The sequence below is a fragment of the Mitsuokella sp. AF33-22 genome (assembly GCF_003475755.1).
GTDB lineage: Bacteria > Bacillota > Negativicutes > Selenomonadales > Selenomonadaceae > Mitsuokella.
Map to the genome: position 1 here is coordinate 57,035 of NZ_QRQA01000008.1, position 16,344 is coordinate 73,378.

Here is a 16,344-nt window from a genome sequence, read left to right on the forward strand (position 1 = left end):
GGATATGAAGCAACGAACGATTGCGGCGCTCGATCCCGGCCGCGACAAATGCGGCTTTGCCATATTGCGGCAGGATGGCCGCGTGCTCATGCAGCGCGTCATCGAGACGCAGCACTTGGAAGCGGAGGTGCAGCAGGCACAGGCCGATTTTTCCTTTGAGGTGCTGGTGGAAGGGAACGGCACGACGAGCAAAGCCGCACGCAGCAGGATCCGCGAGGTCCTGCCGGATCTTCGCATCGAGGTCGTCGATGAATACCGCACGACGGACATGGCGAAGAAAGCCTACTGGCAGGCCAATCCGCCGCATGGCTGGCGACGCCTGCTGCCCGTCACGATGCAGGTGCCGCCGGTGCCTGTCGATGATTTCGTGGCCGTCATCCTCGGTCACCGCTTTTTGGAGGAACACCATCATGAATGAGAAACAGCATCGTCCTGACTGGACGGAATACTTCCTGGACATTGCCAGAGCCGTAGGCCGCCGCGCCACTTGCCTGCGCCGCCGCTACGGCGCCATTATCGTCAAGGACAAGATCATCATCAGCACGGGGTACAACGGCGCACCGCGCGGCGAGGCCAACTGCATCGACACGGGCATCTGCGAGCGCGAACGCCTCCACGTGCCGAAGGGACAGAATTATGAGCTCTGCGTGGCCGTGCATGCGGAACAGAATGCCATCATCAACGCGGATTCCGCCGCGATGGAGGGCGCGACGATCTACATCGTCGGCATCAATGCCGATGGCAGCCTGGCCTCAGGCAAGCCGTGCCTGCTCTGCCGCCGCATGCTGCGCAATGCCAAGCTCGCAAAGGTCGTTTATTACGAGACGGACGGCAGCGTCGTCTCCTGCCGTCCAGATGAGATCCATGACTGACCGATGTGCTGATTTCACAAGGCCTGACGGCACTTTCGAGAACCATCATCAGGGGCTGGAAGTGATTGACACTACTCTGGCGGTGCGTTAAAATAGATATGCTGTATGGTGTCCCTTGAATGGGGCAGTTATGGATTTTGAAAAGGAGTGCGCTTGTATGCCAGACTATATGTTGGCGTTTATCATCGCTGCCGGTGTGGCACTGTTGGTGACGCCAGGGGTCATTTGTTTTGCAGCGAAAACGGGAGCCATGGATGCTCCAGATCCGAGAAAGGTTCACAAGAAGCCGATTCCGCGCATAGGCGGCATTGGCATTTATTTTGCGTTCATGATTGCTGTCCTCAGCGTCCTGTCCTTCACGGAAGTGACGCATGAGGTGATGACGGAGCTCATCGGGCTCATGGTCAGCGGCACGCTGATCGTGATCGTCGGTGTCATCGATGATTACAAGAATCTGCCGGCCAAGGTCAAGCTCCTGGGCCAGATCATCGCGGCCTGTGTGCTTGTCATTGCCTTCGATGTCCGCATCGACTTCATCACGGACCCGTTCGGCGATTATTTCTATCTCGAGTGGCTTGCCATTCCGGCGACGGTCTTCTGGCTGGTCGGGCTGACGAACACCGTAAACCTCATTGATGGTCTTGACGGCCTGGCAGCAGGCGTATCGACCATCGCATCCATCACGATTTTCCTCGTGGCCCTGCAGCAGGGCATCATGCTCGTGGCCGTGCTGACGGCTGCGCTTGCGGGCGCTGCCTTCGGGTTCCTTTATTACAATTTCAATCCGGCCAAGATTTTCATGGGGGATTCCGGCAGTCAGTTCCTGGGGTTCATGCTCGCGGGCATTTCGGTCATCGGTGCGGTCAAGAGTGCAGCGACGATTGCGCTCATCGTCCCAATCCTTGCCCTTGGCCTGCCCATCCTCGATACGACCTTTGCCATCGTGCGCCGCTACCGCGGTGGCGTGCCGATCTTCAAGCCGGATAAGGGTCATCTGCACCATCGCCTGCTCGATCTGGGCTTCTCGCAGCGCCAGGCTGTCCTGCTGATGTACGTCATCAGCGCGATGCTCGGTCTTAGCGCCGTGGCCCTGACGGAGGTCAGCAGCCAGATTGCCATAGCCATCGTTTGTGTCGTCGTTGTCGTCGTCCTGTTCGGCGCCAAGAAACTCGGCATATTCCATATGAATGATTCCGCGCATCAGCATTGAAGAGGAGGGGCTTGTAGTGGAAAAGAAGAAAATCAAGGTCATGACTGTGTTCGGCACGCGGCCGGAAGCCATCAAGATGGCGCCCATCGTGCTGGAACTCCAGAAGCATCCGGATACGATTGAGCCGGTGGTGGCCGTTACGGCACAGCACCGCGAGATGCTTGACCAAGTGCTGAATCTCTTTCATATCAAGCCGGATCACGATCTCAACATCATGGCGGCAGGCCAGACCCTGTTTGACATCACGACGAAGGCCATGTGCGGCCTCGACAAGGTCCTGACGGAAGAGAAGCCGGATATCGTCCTCGTGCACGGTGATACGACGACGACCTTTGCCGGTGCTCTGGCCGCCTACTATCATCAGACGACGGTCGGCCATGTGGAGGCCGGTCTGCGCACGCACAACAAGTATTCGCCGTTCCCGGAGGAGATGAACCGCCGTCTCACGGGCTGCATTGCTGATCTCAATTTCGCCCCGACGGAGACGTCGGAGCAGAACCTCTTGGCAGAGAATGCAGCGCCGGAATCCATCTTCGTGACGGGCAATACGGTCATCGATGCCCTGCATCACACGGTACGTGATGATTTTTCCTTTGACGATGAGCTGCTGCAGCACGTGGATTTCGCTCATAAGCGCGTGATTCTCGTGACGACGCACCGCCGTGAGAACCTCGGCGAGCCGATGCGCCACGTCTATAAGGCACTGAAAGCTCTGACGGAAGAATTCGACGATGTGGAAATCGTCTTCCCCGTACACAAGAACCCAAAGGTGCGCGAGGTCGTCAATGCGGAACTTGGCGGCCTCGAGAAGGTCCATTTGATCGATCCGCTCGATTATGAGCCGTTCGCGAACCTCATGAACAAGGCGTATCTGATTCTGACGGATTCGGGCGGCGTGCAGGAAGAAGCACCGGCACTCGGCAAGCCGGTCCTCGTGCTGCGCGATACGACGGAACGTCCGGAGGCCGTGCTTGCTGGAACAGTCAAGCTCATCGGCACGGACCGTGAGCGCGTCTATGCGGAAGCGAAAAAGCTCCTGACGGACAAGGATGAGTACAGCCGCATGGCCGAAGCGGTCAACCCGTATGGCGACGGCCAGGCAGCCCGCCGCATCATCCACGCCATCCTGTATCATTACGGACTGGCCGATGGCCGCCCGGATGTCTTTGAGAGCCACATCCGCTAAACGCATATCCAGCATGTCAAAGCAAGACAGGAAACGCATATCCCGTCTTGCTTTTTTATTTGTTTTGTCGGTTTGCATCGAATTGCAAAGACTACAGAGATAATAAAACGATAGGGGGAGAGGGAATGACGGAGAAGAAACCGAAAGAGCATGAGGATTCGCATGAGGGACTCAGGGCGGGACTGCATCAGGCGGTAAAGGCATTTGCCGTCTTGAGCGGCGTCGGCATCTACCTCGTGGTCTTTGTCGGCATCTGCCTGTTCCTCGGCGACCTTGCCGACCGCTTCCTGCTGGGGGATGGTTATGGTGGCAAACTGACCGGTATCCTGATCGGTTTTCCCGGTGCCTTTTACACGCTGTTTCGCCAGCTCAAGCGGAATGGCGTCGTCTGAAGACCGGATGATGAGGTATTTTGCTTTTCTGGTAAAAAAGGCTTGCTATATCTTCTTTTATCGCATATAATAGTCCATGCGATGAATCAATAGAAAACAATACCGTTGATTTATCGAATGATAAACACTGTTTATTTACGGCATAAATCGTGATACAAAATGCAGATGACAAAGAATTTTTGTGGAGCAGGAGTATGATGGATTTTGTCGAAATAAAAAAGATGGAGATTCATGATATCTCCGGTTTTCCTGTGATATTCATCGAAGACGGCGGGGTCGCTGTCAGAGGAGGAATATGAAACAACTTTTATCGATATTCGTGAAGCGGCTGTCACTGGCCCTGGGAATCACCACGCTCGTGATTGGTGCCGGGCTCTTCGCAAGAGGAGACGGGACACTCATCGCAGCGCTTTTTCTCGGGTATCTGACAGCGCTGGTGTTTGTCTGGAATCAGGCATGGCGCCTCTGGCGCCTGACATTCCTGCGGCAGGGAGGCAAGCGGCAGATGCTCTGGGGCATGGTGCTCCGGATGCTCCTGCTCTTCCTGGTCCTGTTTGCGGCGGCAGCGATTTCCGTCGACGTCTTCAACGTCGTGGCAATCGGCTTTTTGACCTGCTACGGGCTGTCCCTGTTCCTGATGATCCGCATGAATCTCGATAAAAAATAACTCGGGTTTTACCTGGGAGGGAGGTATAGGTTATGCATGAAATCGGTGTTCGTGAAGTAGTGCATTGCGCCGGCTTGACGTTCAACTGGGAAACCCTGTGCATGACCTGGCTCACGATGGCGATCGTCATCCTGATCGCATGGCTGGCCACGCGGAATCTCAAGATGGTTCCGACGGGCTGGCAGAATGTGGTCGAGATCATCGTCACGGGGCTGGAAGCACAGGTCGACTCGATGATGGGCAAGCGAGGTCATTTCCTTGCGCCGTTCATCGTGTCGCTGTTCATGTTCCTGCTGGTGTCGAACTGGTTGGGACTTGTTCCTACGTTGTCTTCGCCGACGAACGACTTGAACACCACCTTGGGGCTGGCGCTCCTCGTCGTCGTGATGGTACATGTACTGGGCGTACATATGAAAGGCGGGCATTATATCGCTCATTTCTTTAAACCAACGCCAGTCTTTGTCATCATCAACGCCATCGAAGAAATCGCAAAGCCGATCACGTTGTCTTTCCGTCTATTCGGCAATATCTTGGCAGGTGAGATCCTGATCATCATCCTGCTCAAGCTGATGCCAATCTGGATGCCGATCCCGTCAGTTATCTGGCTGGCGTTCAGTATCTTCATCGGCGGAGTCCAGGCCTTCATCTTCACGATGCTGACAATGGCGTATCTCGCCAATGCCGTCAAGGAAGATGAAGAAGAGTCGTAATGTCGAAAATGGTTCAAGGAACATTCATTCAATCTTTTACTTTCTTTTTACTTTAAGGAGGATCTTTTCATGGAAAACGCAATCATGGTAGCAGCAGCTCTGGTCGGTGCAGGTGTTTGCATGGGCTTGGCAGCAGTCGGTGCAGGTCTTGGTGATGGTCTCGTCACGAGCCGCTTCATCGAGGGTATCACGCGTCAGCCGGAAGCACAGAGCAAGCTCTTCACGAATACGCTGATTTCCGTAGGTCTGATCGAGTCCATGGCCATCATTGCGACGGTCGTAGCCCTGATCATGCTCTATGCTAACCCGCTCATCAAATAATTCCATTTTGATGAAAAACGTAAAAGGGAGGCATAGCAATTGATAGATATCAATGCCACATTGATCGCTCAGATCTTGAACTTCTTGATCTTAGTGGGAATCCTTCGCGCGTTTGCCTATAAACCGGTTATCCGCATGCTCAAGGCTCGTCAGGACAGGATCCAGGAAAGCTTGAACAAAGCGGATTCTGACGTCGCTGAAGCGGACAAGCTGCTTGCCGAGTACAAGGCAAAGCTTGCTGAGGCCAACGCGAAAGCCGAGACGATCGTCATGAACGCAGAAAAGCGCGCCAGTGAAGAACGTGAGGCAAAACGTGAGGAGATGAAGCGTGAGATCGAGCAGATGCGCAAGGCTGCCCAGGCTGAGATCGCACGCGAGCGCGAACATGCCGTTGAGCAGATGCGCGCTGAGATGATTACGCTGTCCATGGCGGCAGCCGGTAAGATCATTGCCAAGAATATCGACAAATCCGAGAACGAGGCACTCGTTGCGGAATTCGTCGACAAGCTCAACAAAGACAAGATTGGTGATTTGCCATGCTAAACATACAGCTTGCACGGAAGTATTCCCGCGCAATCTTCGAGATTGCACAGGAAGAGGATAAGCTTGTGGAGTATGGCAAGGAGCTCGATGCCGCGCGCGAGGGACTGGAGTCCGTGCCGCAGGCCATTGAATTCCTCTCCAATCCACAGGTCGAGCCGAAGGTGAAGAAGGACCTCTTGAAGAAATGCTTCGAGAAGGAACTCTCGCAGAATGTGTACCATTTTCTGCTGTTATTGGTTGACAAGCATCGCTTTGCCCTGCTGCCGGCCATCACGGAAGAGTACCGCGCACTTTCAAATGAGGCCAGAGGCATCCTGATCGCAGATGTAACGACGGCTTCTGCTGCGACGAAGAAGCAGCAGAAGGCCATTGCCGAGAAGCTCGAGAAGGTGACGGGCAAGAAAGTGGAGCTCCGCCTCCATGAGAACAAGGCCCTCATCGGCGGCGTCGTCGTCCAGATTGGCGACCGCCGCATCGACGGCAGTGTAGCTGGCCGTCTTGCCACGCTGAAGAAACAATTACTGGCTAACGAGTGATGAAACTGGGGTGACAGCGAAGTTATGAAAATGAATCCGGAAGAAATAACGGCCATCATCAAAGACCAGATCAAGAACTACGATGTGGATCTCAATGTCGATGATGTTGGTTCGGTTATCGAAATCGGTGACGGCATCGCGCATATCCATGGCCTCGAGAAGGCAATGGCGGGCGAGCTGCTCGATTTCGGCAATGATATTTATGGTTTGGTCCTGAACCTTGAGCAGGACAACGTCGGTGCCGTTATCTTAGGCGGTGAGACGAAAATCAAAGAGGGCACGCAGGTCAAGCGTACGGGCAAGATCATGCAGGTTCCTGTCGGTGAGGCCATGATCGGCCGCGTCGTCGATGCACTCGGCCGTCCGATCGATGGCAAGGGCAAGATCAATGCGGAAGCCACGCGTCCGGTCGAGTATCCGGCACCTGGCATTGCAGACCGCAAGCCGGTCAAGGAGCCGCTGCAGACTGGTATCAAGGCCATCGATGCCCTCGTACCAATTGGCCGTGGCCAGCGCGAGCTCATCATCGGCGACCGCGGCATCGGCAAGACGGCAATCGCCATCGATACGATCCTCAATCAGCATGACCAGAACTGTATCTGCGTCTATGTTGCCATCGGCCAGAAGGCTTCGACGGTTGCACGTGTCGTCAAGACGCTCGAAGAGCGCGGCGCCATGAAGTACACGATCGTCGTCGCGGCAACGGCTGCTGATTCCTCGCCGCTGCAGTACCTGGCACCGTATGCCGGTGTTGCCATGGCGGAGCACTTCATGTATCAGGGCAAGGCTTGCCTCTGCATCTACGATGACCTCACGAAACATGCAGCTGCATACCGCGCCATGTCCCTGCTGCTCAGAAGACCGCCAGGACGTGAGGCATATCCGGGCGATGTATTCTACTTGCATTCCCGTCTGCTCGAGCGCGCAGCCAAGCTCAACGATGAACTCGGCGGCGGCTCCATCACGGCACTGCCAATCATTGAGACGCAGGCTGGTGATCTTTCTGCTTATATCCCGACGAACGTCATCTCCATCACTGATGGTCAGATCATGCTCGAGACGGATGCATTCTATTCCGGTATCCGTCCGGCTATCAACGTCGGTCTTTCCGTATCGCGTGTCGGTGGTTCGGCTCAGATCAAGGCTATGAAGCAGGTCGCCGGTACGATGCGACTCGATCTCGCTCAGTATCGCGAACTCGCAGCGTTCTCGCAGTTCGCCTCGGACCTCGACAAGGAGACGAAGGCACAGCTCGACCGTGGCGCACGCATGGTCGAGACGCTGAAGCAGGCTCAGTACAGCCCGCTGCTCGTCCAGGATCAGGTCATGATCATCTACACGGCTGTCAAGGGCTATCTTGCGGATATTCCCGTGGAGAAGGTTGTCGATTTCCAGAAGGATTTCCTGGCCTTCATGCACACGCAGCATCCGGAAGTCGCACAGAAGATCATCGAGCAGAAGAAGCTCGATGATGCTCTTGAGACGCAGCTCAAGCAGGCCATCGAGGAGTTCAAGGAAACTGTACCGTATAAAATGGCATAAGGCGAGGTGATTCTTTTTGGCTAGTTTACAGGATATTCGCCATCGCATCAGGAGTGTAAAGAGTACCAAGCAGATCACGAGTGCCATGAACATGGTCGCCACGAGCCGTCTGCGTCACGCCAAAGAGGCTGCGACGTCGAATCGTCCCTATGCAGAAAAGGTCAGCGAAGTCGTTCATGCCATCGCGAAGAATGCGGGTACGGATTTCTCGCATCCCCTGCTTGAAACGCATAAAGACGGCAAGAAGCTCATCTTCCTCATCACGTCGGACAAGGGCCTCGCAGGTGCGTATTCTTCGAATGCCTGCAAAGAGGCGGAAGCCCTCATCGAGAAGGAAGACGATACGGAGTTCGTCATTGTCGGCCGCAAAGGCGTCGGTCATTTCAAGAGCCGGGGCTATAAGGTCATTCAGGAATACATCGGCATCAGCGAGCGTCCTACACCAGAGAAGGCACATGAGATTGCAATGTCGCTCATTGACCTTTACAAGAGCGGTAAGTATCGTGAAGTGACGATGATCTATACGAAATTCGTTTCCGCAATCAGCTGCGAGCCGAAGTCGGGAGCAATCCTCCCGTTTGCACCGCTGGAGGCTGAGGAAGAAGATACCCTGCATACGGAGTACATCTATGAGCCGGACGCAGCTACGGTGCTCGGCTTCATGCTTCCGCAGTACCTCTTCACGGTTATCTACGCGGCACTTTTGCAGTCGGCAGCCAGCGAGCTCTCGTCGCGCATGAACGCGATGAGCAACGCGACGGACAATGCAGAAGACCTCATGGACAAGCTGAACCTGCACTACAACAAGGTACGTCAGGCTGGCATCACCCGCGAGATCACGGAGATTGTCGGCGGCGCCGAAGCCCTCAAATAAGGGCATATAAGGAGGTTTACCATTGGCAAAAGGTAAAGTCGTACAGGTCATCGGACCTGTCGTAGATATCGAATTCCCGGCAGGTGAACTGCCGGCAATTCTCAACGCAGTCACCATCAAGGGCGAGACGAGCGTCAAGATTGACCTCGTGGTCGAAGTCATGCAGCACCTCGGCGACAGCGTGACGCGCTGCATCGCCATGAGCTCGACGGATGGTCTGATGCGTGGCATGGAAGCTGTCGATACGGGCCATCCGATCATGGTCCCGGTCGGCACGGAATGCCTTGGACGCGTATTCAACGTCCTTGGTCAGACGGTTGACCATAATCCGGCTCCGGTCGGCAACAAGGAATCCTGGCCGATTCATCGTCCGGCTCCGAAGTTCGACGAACAGGAGACGAGTGCACAGATCCTTGAGACGGGCATCAAGGTCGTCGATCTCATTGCTCCGTACTCGAAGGGCGGCAAGACGGGCCTCTTCGGCGGCGCTGGTGTCGGCAAGACGGTCCTTATCATGGAGCTCATCCATAACATCGCAACGGAGCACGGCGGTTATTCCGTATTTGCCGGCGTCGGCGAGCGCACGCGCGAGGGCAATGACCTCTGGGGCGAAATGACGGAGTCGGGCGTCATCGACAAGACGGCTCTCGTTTACGGTCAGATGAACGAGCCCCCTGGAGCACGTATGCGCGTTGCACTGACGGGCCTCACGATGGCAGAGTACTTCCGCGATGTCCAGCATCAGGACGTGCTCCTCTTCATCGATAACATCTTCCGTTTCATTCAGGCAGGTTCTGAGGTTTCGGCCCTGCTCGGCCGCATGCCGTCGGCCGTTGGTTATCAGCCGACGCTGTCCACGGATATCGGTGCTCTGCAGGAGCGCATCACGTCGACGAAGAATGGTTCCATCACGTCGGTCCAGGCTGTCTATGTCCCGGCCGATGACCTCACGGACCCGGCACCGGCTGGTACGTTCACGCACCTCGATGCCACGACGGTTCTTTCGCGTCAGATCGCAGAGCTCGGTATTTATCCGGCCGTTGATCCGCTCGATTCCACGAGCCGTATCCTCAATGCAGAGGTCCTCGGCGAGGAGCATTACCAGGTCGCCCGCGGCGTCCAGGCTGTGCTTCAGAAGTACAAGGAACTCCAGGATATCATTGCCATCCTCGGTATGGAAGAACTTTCCGATGAGGATAAACTGACGGTATCGCGCGCCCGCAAGATCCAGCGTTTCCTCTCGCAGCCATTCTTCGTTGCAGAGGTATTCACGGGTTCGCCGGGCAAGTACGTGCCGCTCAAGGAGACGGTACGCGGCTTCAAGGAGATTCTCGAAGGCAAGTACGATGACCTGCCGGAGAATGCATTCTACATGGTCGGCACGATCGATGAGGCAGTGGAGAAGGCACGGAAGATCAAAGAGGAGGAGTAATCGATGGCGACTATCAAGCTAGAGATTGTCTCTCCGGATAAAGTGGTCTATACGAACGACATCAGCATGCTGATCGTCCGTTCGACGGGCGGTGAGCTCGGCATCCTGCCGCATCATGCGCCGCTCGTGACAGGCCTGGTGCCGCATGCCATGCGCGTGCGCCTCGGCGCTGACCGCGACGAGCAGCTCATCGCAGTGGCCGGCGGCTTCATGGAAGTCACGCCGGAAAAGATCACGGTGCTCGCCACGGCTGCTGAGCAGCCGATCGATATCGATATCAACCGCGCCAAGGAGGCCATGGCCCGCGCCAAGGCCCGCATCGAGGCGTTCCACCAGCATACGCCGGAATCGAAGGATATCGATGTGGAACGGGCGGAACTCGCCCTGCAGCGCGCCATCGCGCGTCTGCGTGCCACGAAAACAGAGTTTGAAGACTGATCCGGTCATACAGGACTTGAAAACTGCTGCGCGAAGCAAATGCTCTGCGCAGCAGTTTTTTTGCGGTAAAAGCAGCGAAGCATGAGCACGGGGAGGACAGTAAAGCCCTGGCTATGATATAATAAACAAAGCTTTTGCGATATGCACGCGTGAGTACATGGAAAGGGCGTTATGTATGGAGTTATTGGATATCAATACCTTGGGGTTCCTCGTATTTTTCGGCTTTATGGCAGCGTTCATCGATTCCGTTGTCGGCGGTGGCGGGCTGATTTCCATCCCGGCCCTCATGTGGACGGGCCTGCCGCCGCTTACGGTGCTCGGCACGAATAAGGTTGCGGCCGTCATGGGCGCGTTCACAAGCTTCATGACCTTCGTGCGCTCGGGCAAGGTCGACGGCTGGCTCATCCGCCGCCTGTTCCCCATCTCTTTGATCGGCTCGGCCGTCGGCGTGCTGGCCGTGCGTCAGATCCCTTCGGAATTCCTGCGCCCGCTCGTCGTCGTCATGCTGATCCTCGTGCTCATCTACAGCGTGCTCAAGAAGGACTGGGGCAAGGAGTCCACTTACAGCGGCATGAGCACGCGTCTGCTCGCGCTCTCGGGGGTGGTCGCCTTTACTTTTGGCTTCTATGATGGCTTCTTTGGCCCGGGCACGGGTTCCTTCCTGCTGTTTGCCTTCCTGATGGTCGGTTTCGATTTCCTCGGTGCGGCGGCCAATGCGCGTGCGCTGAATTTTGCCAGCAACATCGCGGCGGCCGTGCTGTTCAGTTATTTCGGCATCGTGGACTTTGCGCATGCCATCCCGATGGGCCTCTCGATGATCGTCGGGGCCTGGTGCGGTGCGCGCGTTGCGTTGTCCAAGGGTGCCGGCTACGTGCGGCCGCTCTTCATCATCATGACGACGGTCCTCATCGGCAAGCAGCTGCTGGAGCTTTTCAAATGAGTGATGGCAGGGGATCTGCCCTGAGGAAAGTTTTCTTGCTTTTATACGCGAATAACCGTAAAATAGAAAAGTACTAATCTATATCTGAATCATGGTGAAAGGTGATTGACTATGAGCATTTTTTCGCGATTCCTGCCGAAAAAGAAACCGGTAGAGATCAAAAATAATATCCCGAAGGAAAAAGCGAACATAAAGAAGACGTTCGGCATCTACTGCCACAGCCATCATGGCACCTCGGGCGACAAGCTCTGCCCGAAGTGCACGGCACTTCTCGCAACGGTCATGACGAAGATGAACCGCTGCCCCTATGGCATCACGAAGCCCATCTGCGACCGCTGTGACCGTCCGTGCTTCGGCGCCAAGCAGACGCAGGAATTCCTCAAGATCATGAACAGCACGCAGAAGCGCATGTTCCTGCGCCATCCGGTCATGACGTTCAAGCACAAGCTGGCCAGCATGGGCGTCGATTACGCGAAGTATCAGCAGCAGAAGAAGCTTGACGATAAAGTCAAGGCCAAGGAGAAGGCATCGAAGGAGCGTGCCAAGGAGCGCAAGGGGAAGAAATAATCTCCGCATTTTGCGATGCATGACGAGGGGGCGGTTTCTTTGTTCTGGAAACGACACGCCAAGGCAATCATGAATATCCTGGTTGCCTTGCTCGTACTGGCTGCCATATATGCGAAGATGGAGACGGAAGGGACGGAATCCCTGGTGCGCACCAGGGATGGCTATATCCTGATAGGATCCGTGGTTGTCCTCATCGTGATTCATCGCTTGACGAAGCGGCAGCAGAAAAAATAATGGTACGACCTGTGGATAACTCGGCTGTTTGCGGCGCAGTTATCCACATTTTTATGCACATTTTCAACAGAAGCGGTGGATAACCCGCATCTGCATGTGGAAAAGAGAAAGGATGGATGGCAGATTGCCGGGAAACGATCAAAGGAAGGAGAAACGGGCGCATCACGCCCCGATTGCCGAGGCCATGCGTGCCTACGCAGAGGATGGGGCACTGGCGTTCCACACGCCGGGGCATAAGCAGGGACTCGGCGCGCATGCGCTGCTGCGCAAACTCGTGACGCCGGAGGGGCTGCGCGAGGAAGTCTCGCTGATGGAAGAGCTCGATGACCTGCATGAGCCGACCATGTGCATCCGCGAGGCACAGGAACTCGCAGCTGAGCTTTACGGTGCCGATCAGGCCTACTTCATGATCAACGGCACGACGGGAGCCATCCATGCCATGCTGATGGGCAGCCTTTGTCCCGGCGACACGGTGTTCGTGCCGCGCAATGCGCATCGTTCGGTGATCGGCGGCCTGATCCTCTCGGGGGCCAGGCCGGTCTTCATCCAGCCGGAAATCGATGAGCGGCTCGGCATCGCCATGGGGCTGACTGCGGCCGCAGTCAAAGCCGCCATTGACGCGCATCCGGAAGCGCGGGCTCTCGTGCTCGTCCACCCGACGTATTACGGCGTGACGTTCGATCTTTCGGTGCTGGCGAAGCTCGTCCATGCGCACGGCATGCTGCTGCTCGTTGACGAGGCCCATGGCCCGCATCTGCGTTTCAGCGGGGAACTGCCGCCGCAGGCGCTTGACTGTGGCGCGGATATCGTCGCACAGAGCACGCACAAGATGCTGGGCTCCATGACACAGACCTCAATGCTGCTCGCCAAGGGGCCGCGCGTTCATTTTGAACGCCTGCGCGAGGCGGCAAGCCTGCTGCAGTCCACGAGCCCCAATCAGCTGCTGCTCGCATCCCTTGACATCGCGCGGCTGCAGATGGCAGAGGACGGGGAGAGGCTCGTGGGCCGTGCGGTACGCCTGGCACGGCAGCTGCGCGCCGGCATCAATGAGATCGACGGCCTCTGGTCCTTCGGCCCTGAATACGTCAGACATCCGGGCGCCTCGGGACTCGACGAGACGAAGGTTACGGTCACGGTGACAGGTCTCGGCCTGACCGGTGTCGAGGCCGAAGCCATCCTGCGCCATACGTACAAGATCCAGTGTGAACTCTCCGATGCGCGCAACGTGCTCTTCATCATTTCCTATGCCGACACGGAGCGCGAGACGTCTTATCTGCTCCATGCGCTGCAGGAGCTGGCCGCACATCATCACTCAAGAGACAGAGAGGGCAGATTCGATGTGCCGCCGTTGCCGCCTTTGCCTGGCGCCGGCTGCTCGCCGCGTCTGGCCTTCTTTGCCCGCAAGGAGCCGGTGTCCTTTGCGACGGCTGCTGGACGAGTGGCGGCTGAACAGGTCATGTTTTACCCGCCGGGCATCCCCATTCTCTGCCCCGGTGACCGCATCGACGAGGCGAGCCTGCATTACATCCGGTATATGCAGGAGCTCGGACTCAAGGTCGTGGGGCCGCAGGACGCCTCCCTGCAGCATCTGCAGGTTCTGGCGGAGGACTCCACGCATGTACAGGATGAAGAAAAGAGATATGGATATGAATAAGGGAAAACTCATCATCATTGAAGCCGGAGACGGCTCGGGCAAGGCTACGCAGACCAAAGCGCTCTACGAGCATCTGCGCCGTGACGGCCACCGCGTCCATCGCGTGGAATTCCCCGATTACGCCTCAGATGCCTCCATGCCCGTGCGCATGTACCTGCGGGGGGACTTCGGCGGCCATGCGGAAGATGTCAATGCCTTTGCCGCGTCGACCTTCTTTGCTGTGGACCGCTACGCCTCTTTCCGCATGAAATGGAAATCGTTTTACGATGCCGGCGACATCATCCTGGCTGACCGCTACACGACCTCGAATATGGTCCATCAGGCCATCAAGATTGCGGATGAGGACGAGCGCAAGGCGTTCCTCGACTGGCTCTGGGACTTTGAATTCACGAAGCTCGGCCTGCCCGTACCGGATAAGGTCGTCTTCCTCGACATGGACCCCGCCGTCGCGGACCGCCTGATCGCTGCCCGTGCGGCCAAGATGCAGACGGAGAAGGACATCCATGAACGCGATACGGACTACCTGCACCGCTGCCATGCGGCCTATGTCAGCCTGGCCCGGCAGTACGGCTGGGCGCGCGTGGCCTGCAGCGAAGGCGGCGAGCCGCGCGCCGTCGAAGCAATCCATCGGGACGTCTATGCGGCCGTTCAATCGGTATTGGCGTAAATTGCATTTCATCGAACAGGAAAGGAACGACATGATTAAAGAAGTATTGGTGGTCGAGGGCAAAATGGATGTCGTGGCCATCGACAAGGCAGTCGAAGCCGACTGCATCATCACGGAGGGCTTCAATTTGAAGCCGCAGGCTTTGAAAAACATCGAGCAGGCTTATAAGAAACGGGGCATCATCATCATGACGGACCCGGATTCGGCAGGGGAACGCATCCGCAAATTCCTGTCGAAGCGTTTCCCCGAGGCCAAGCACGCGTTCGTGCCGGTCGAGGAAGCGACGGCTCATGACGATATCGGCATTGAGCAGGCGAAGCCGGAGGCCATCCGCAAGGCACTCGCAAAAGTCCGCACGCTCGACTGGGAGCCGAAGCAGATCTTTTCGGGGGCCGATCTCATCATTCACGGCCTTTCGGGTGCACCGGAGGCTTCTTCGCGCCGGGCGCGCCTTGGCGAGAAGCTCGGACTCGGCTTTGCCAATGCCAAGACATTCCTGACGCGCCTCAATCATTACGGCGTGAGCCGCGAGGAATTTGACCGCGCCATCGCCGAGATGGCACAGGAAGACGAAGAACACGCAGGAAAGCAGGAGGGAATCTGATGAACGCAGAAGACGAGAAGGTATTGCAGCCCAAGATCGCGAGCCGTGAAGTGACGACACACATTCTCAAGGCCTTTGGACTGCGCATGAGCAAGAAGCTCGGTCAGAACTTCCTCATCGATGCCCGCATTGTGCAGGGCATCGTCGATGCCGCTGAGATCAAGCCGGGCGACCGGGTGCTTGAGATCGGCCCGGGCATCGGTACGCTGACGCAGGGCCTTGCGGAAGCCGGGGCTGAGGTCACGGCCGTCGAGCTTGACAAGAAGCTGCCCGCCGTGCTCAAGGAAACGCTCAAGGCCTACGACAACGTCACGATCGTGCCGGGCGATATCCTCAAGGTCAATATCCCCGAGATCATGGGCGAAGGACCGTTCAAGGTCGCGGCCAACCTGCCGTATTACATCACGACGCCAATCCTCATGACGCTGCTCGAACGCCGCCTGCCCATCACGCACATGGTCACGATGGTCCAGAAGGAAGTGGCGGAGCGCATGACCGCCAAACCGGGTTCACGCATCTATGGGGCACTCTCGGTTGCCGTCCAGTACTACACGGAACCGGAAATCGTGCTCGATGTGCCGCCGCGCTCGTTCATCCCCGCGCCGGAGGTCATGAGCGTCGTTGTCTCGTGCCGCGTCCGCCGGAAGCCGGCCGTAGATGTCCAGGATGAAAAGCTCTTCTTCCGTGTCGTCAAGGCCGCCTTCGGACAGCGCCGCAAGACGCTGGCCAATGCCCTGCGCGGCGCCGGCTTCCCGAAGGAGCAGGTCCGCGACGCCCTTGAATCTGCCGGCATTGACCCGATTCGCCGCGGAGAGACGCTCACGCTCGCGGAGTTTGGCCAGCTGGCCGATGCCTTTGCCGCGCAGAAAAATGCATAAAACATTTGCTAGTATGATGCTTTTGTTATAGAATACCTTTGTAACACTAGGAATAAGCAAAGAAAGTAGGTATGATA

21 protein-coding genes are annotated in these 16,344 nt (G+C 56.8%); all 21 read left to right on the forward strand.

Annotated features, from left to right (window positions below):
- Positions 1-4 precede the first annotated feature (4 nt).
- The 21 genes from DWZ54_RS06375 (at position 5) to rsmA (ending at position 16,267) form a co-directional block, all read left to right on the forward strand.
- Entirely contained in the window at positions 5-418 is a 414-nt protein-coding gene (locus tag DWZ54_RS06375; protein ID WP_118475014.1) for a pre-16S rRNA-processing nuclease YqgF, read from the forward strand.
- The gene (locus DWZ54_RS06380; protein ID WP_118014960.1) at positions 411-872 is read left to right on the forward strand and encodes a dCMP deaminase family protein; all 462 of its coding nucleotides are present in this window, start codon (positions 411-413) and stop codon (positions 870-872) included. Before DWZ54_RS06375 ends, DWZ54_RS06380 begins: the two co-directional genes overlap by 8 nt.
- 157 nt (positions 873-1,029) lie before the next feature.
- Positions 1,030-2,082, forward strand: a complete 1,053-nt coding sequence (locus tag DWZ54_RS06385) for an MraY family glycosyltransferase (protein ID WP_118474958.1) — start codon at positions 1,030-1,032, stop codon at positions 2,080-2,082.
- 40 nt (positions 2,083-2,122) lie between these two features.
- On the forward strand, positions 2,123-3,268 hold the full coding sequence (gene wecB / locus DWZ54_RS06390) for a non-hydrolyzing UDP-N-acetylglucosamine 2-epimerase (RefSeq protein ID WP_233541642.1): 1,146 nt from the start codon (positions 2,123-2,125) through the stop codon (positions 3,266-3,268).
- A gap of 125 nt (positions 3,269-3,393) precedes the next feature.
- Positions 3,394-3,660 carry an AtpZ/AtpI family protein gene (locus tag DWZ54_RS06395; protein WP_118014963.1) on the forward strand — a complete coding sequence of 89 codons (267 nt, stop codon included), beginning with the start codon at positions 3,394-3,396 and terminating at the stop codon, positions 3,658-3,660.
- Between the two features lie 295 nt (positions 3,661-3,955).
- Positions 3,956-4,327 (forward strand): hypothetical protein, encoded by a 372-nt coding sequence (locus DWZ54_RS06400; protein ID WP_118474960.1) that lies wholly within the window; start codon positions 3,956-3,958, stop codon positions 4,325-4,327.
- Positions 4,328-4,359: 32 nt separating this feature from the next.
- Positions 4,360-5,037 (forward strand): F0F1 ATP synthase subunit A, encoded by a 678-nt coding sequence (atpB, locus tag DWZ54_RS06405; RefSeq protein ID WP_118014965.1) that lies wholly within the window; start codon positions 4,360-4,362, stop codon positions 5,035-5,037.
- 69 nt (positions 5,038-5,106) lie between these two features.
- The gene (atpE, locus tag DWZ54_RS06410) at positions 5,107-5,358 is read left to right on the forward strand and encodes a F0F1 ATP synthase subunit C (RefSeq protein WP_118014966.1); all 252 of its coding nucleotides are present in this window, start codon (positions 5,107-5,109) and stop codon (positions 5,356-5,358) included.
- Positions 5,359-5,397: 39 nt separating this feature from the next.
- Positions 5,398-5,901 (forward strand): F0F1 ATP synthase subunit B, encoded by a 504-nt coding sequence (gene atpF, locus DWZ54_RS06415; RefSeq protein WP_118014967.1) that lies wholly within the window; start codon positions 5,398-5,400, stop codon positions 5,899-5,901.
- Positions 5,895-6,437: an ATP synthase F1 subunit delta gene (gene atpH / locus DWZ54_RS06420; RefSeq protein ID WP_118474961.1), complete on the forward strand. Its 543-nt coding sequence runs from the start codon at positions 5,895-5,897 to the stop codon at positions 6,435-6,437. The genes atpF and atpH overlap by 7 nt, the downstream gene beginning before the upstream one ends.
- Before the next feature lie 24 nt (positions 6,438-6,461).
- Positions 6,462-7,979, forward strand: coding sequence for a F0F1 ATP synthase subunit alpha (atpA, locus tag DWZ54_RS06425; RefSeq protein WP_118474962.1), 1,518 nt, complete (start codon positions 6,462-6,464; stop codon positions 7,977-7,979).
- Between the two features lie 16 nt (positions 7,980-7,995).
- Positions 7,996-8,853, forward strand: a complete 858-nt coding sequence (atpG, locus tag DWZ54_RS06430) for an ATP synthase F1 subunit gamma (protein WP_118474963.1) — start codon at positions 7,996-7,998, stop codon at positions 8,851-8,853.
- A 22-nt stretch (positions 8,854-8,875) separates the two neighbouring features.
- On the forward strand, positions 8,876-10,285 hold the full coding sequence (gene atpD / locus DWZ54_RS06435; protein ID WP_118474964.1) for a F0F1 ATP synthase subunit beta: 1,410 nt from the start codon (positions 8,876-8,878) through the stop codon (positions 10,283-10,285).
- 3 nt (positions 10,286-10,288) lie between these two features.
- Positions 10,289-10,723, forward strand: coding sequence for a F0F1 ATP synthase subunit epsilon (locus DWZ54_RS06440; protein ID WP_118474965.1), 435 nt, complete (start codon positions 10,289-10,291; stop codon positions 10,721-10,723).
- A 175-nt stretch (positions 10,724-10,898) separates the two neighbouring features.
- Positions 10,899-11,663, forward strand: a complete 765-nt coding sequence (locus DWZ54_RS06445) for a TSUP family transporter (RefSeq protein WP_118474966.1) — start codon at positions 10,899-10,901, stop codon at positions 11,661-11,663.
- A gap of 111 nt (positions 11,664-11,774) precedes the next feature.
- On the forward strand, positions 11,775-12,230 hold the full coding sequence (locus tag DWZ54_RS06450; RefSeq protein WP_118014974.1) for a nitrous oxide-stimulated promoter family protein: 456 nt from the start codon (positions 11,775-11,777) through the stop codon (positions 12,228-12,230).
- A gap of 39 nt (positions 12,231-12,269) precedes the next feature.
- Entirely contained in the window at positions 12,270-12,464 is a 195-nt protein-coding gene (locus DWZ54_RS06455) for a hypothetical protein (protein WP_147369903.1), read from the forward strand.
- 112 nt (positions 12,465-12,576) lie between these two features.
- Entirely contained in the window at positions 12,577-14,118 is a 1,542-nt protein-coding gene (locus DWZ54_RS06460) for an aminotransferase class I/II-fold pyridoxal phosphate-dependent enzyme (protein ID WP_118474968.1), read from the forward strand.
- Positions 14,111-14,785 (forward strand): thymidylate kinase, encoded by a 675-nt coding sequence (locus tag DWZ54_RS06465; protein ID WP_118475015.1) that lies wholly within the window; start codon positions 14,111-14,113, stop codon positions 14,783-14,785. The genes DWZ54_RS06460 and DWZ54_RS06465 overlap by 8 nt, the downstream gene beginning before the upstream one ends.
- A 31-nt stretch (positions 14,786-14,816) precedes the next feature.
- Positions 14,817-15,389: a ribonuclease M5 gene (gene rnmV, locus DWZ54_RS06470; RefSeq protein ID WP_118014977.1), complete on the forward strand. Its 573-nt coding sequence runs from the start codon at positions 14,817-14,819 to the stop codon at positions 15,387-15,389.
- Positions 15,389-16,267: a 16S rRNA (adenine(1518)-N(6)/adenine(1519)-N(6))-dimethyltransferase RsmA gene (gene rsmA / locus DWZ54_RS06475; protein ID WP_118014978.1), complete on the forward strand. Its 879-nt coding sequence runs from the start codon at positions 15,389-15,391 to the stop codon at positions 16,265-16,267. Before rnmV ends, rsmA begins: the two co-directional genes overlap by 1 nt.
- Positions 16,268-16,344 lie beyond the last annotated feature (77 nt).

What these genes read in the sequence shown, in the direction of transcription:
- DWZ54_RS06385 (WP_118474958.1), top strand. Translation starts at nt 1,030, where the DNA reads ATGCCAGACTATATGTTGGCGTTTATCATCGCTGCCGGTGTGGCACTG.
- DWZ54_RS06465 (WP_118475015.1), top strand. Translation starts at nt 14,111, where the DNA reads ATGAATAAGGGAAAACTCATCATCATTGAAGCCGGAGACGGCTCGGGC.
- DWZ54_RS06395 (WP_118014963.1), top strand. Translation starts at nt 3,394, where the DNA reads ATGACGGAGAAGAAACCGAAAGAGCATGAGGATTCGCATGAGGGACTC.
- DWZ54_RS06380 (WP_118014960.1), top strand. Translation starts at nt 411, where the DNA reads ATGAATGAGAAACAGCATCGTCCTGACTGGACGGAATACTTCCTGGAC.
- DWZ54_RS06440 (WP_118474965.1), top strand. Translation starts at nt 10,289, where the DNA reads ATGGCGACTATCAAGCTAGAGATTGTCTCTCCGGATAAAGTGGTCTAT.
- DWZ54_RS06445 (WP_118474966.1), top strand. Translation starts at nt 10,899, where the DNA reads ATGGAGTTATTGGATATCAATACCTTGGGGTTCCTCGTATTTTTCGGC.
- atpA (WP_118474962.1), top strand. Translation starts at nt 6,462, where the DNA reads ATGAAAATGAATCCGGAAGAAATAACGGCCATCATCAAAGACCAGATC.
- atpH (WP_118474961.1), top strand. Translation starts at nt 5,895, where the DNA reads ATGCTAAACATACAGCTTGCACGGAAGTATTCCCGCGCAATCTTCGAG.
- DWZ54_RS06460 (WP_118474968.1), top strand. Translation starts at nt 12,577, where the DNA reads ATGGATGGCAGATTGCCGGGAAACGATCAAAGGAAGGAGAAACGGGCG.
- DWZ54_RS06450 (WP_118014974.1), top strand. Translation starts at nt 11,775, where the DNA reads ATGAGCATTTTTTCGCGATTCCTGCCGAAAAAGAAACCGGTAGAGATC.
- DWZ54_RS06375 (WP_118475014.1), top strand. Translation starts at nt 5, where the DNA reads ATGAAGCAACGAACGATTGCGGCGCTCGATCCCGGCCGCGACAAATGC.
- wecB (WP_233541642.1), top strand. Translation starts at nt 2,123, where the DNA reads ATGACTGTGTTCGGCACGCGGCCGGAAGCCATCAAGATGGCGCCCATC.
- atpE (WP_118014966.1), top strand. Translation starts at nt 5,107, where the DNA reads ATGGAAAACGCAATCATGGTAGCAGCAGCTCTGGTCGGTGCAGGTGTT.
- atpB (WP_118014965.1), top strand. Translation starts at nt 4,360, where the DNA reads ATGCATGAAATCGGTGTTCGTGAAGTAGTGCATTGCGCCGGCTTGACG.
- DWZ54_RS06400 (WP_118474960.1), top strand. Translation starts at nt 3,956, where the DNA reads ATGAAACAACTTTTATCGATATTCGTGAAGCGGCTGTCACTGGCCCTG.
- rnmV (WP_118014977.1), top strand. Translation starts at nt 14,817, where the DNA reads ATGATTAAAGAAGTATTGGTGGTCGAGGGCAAAATGGATGTCGTGGCC.
- rsmA (WP_118014978.1), top strand. Translation starts at nt 15,389, where the DNA reads ATGAACGCAGAAGACGAGAAGGTATTGCAGCCCAAGATCGCGAGCCGT.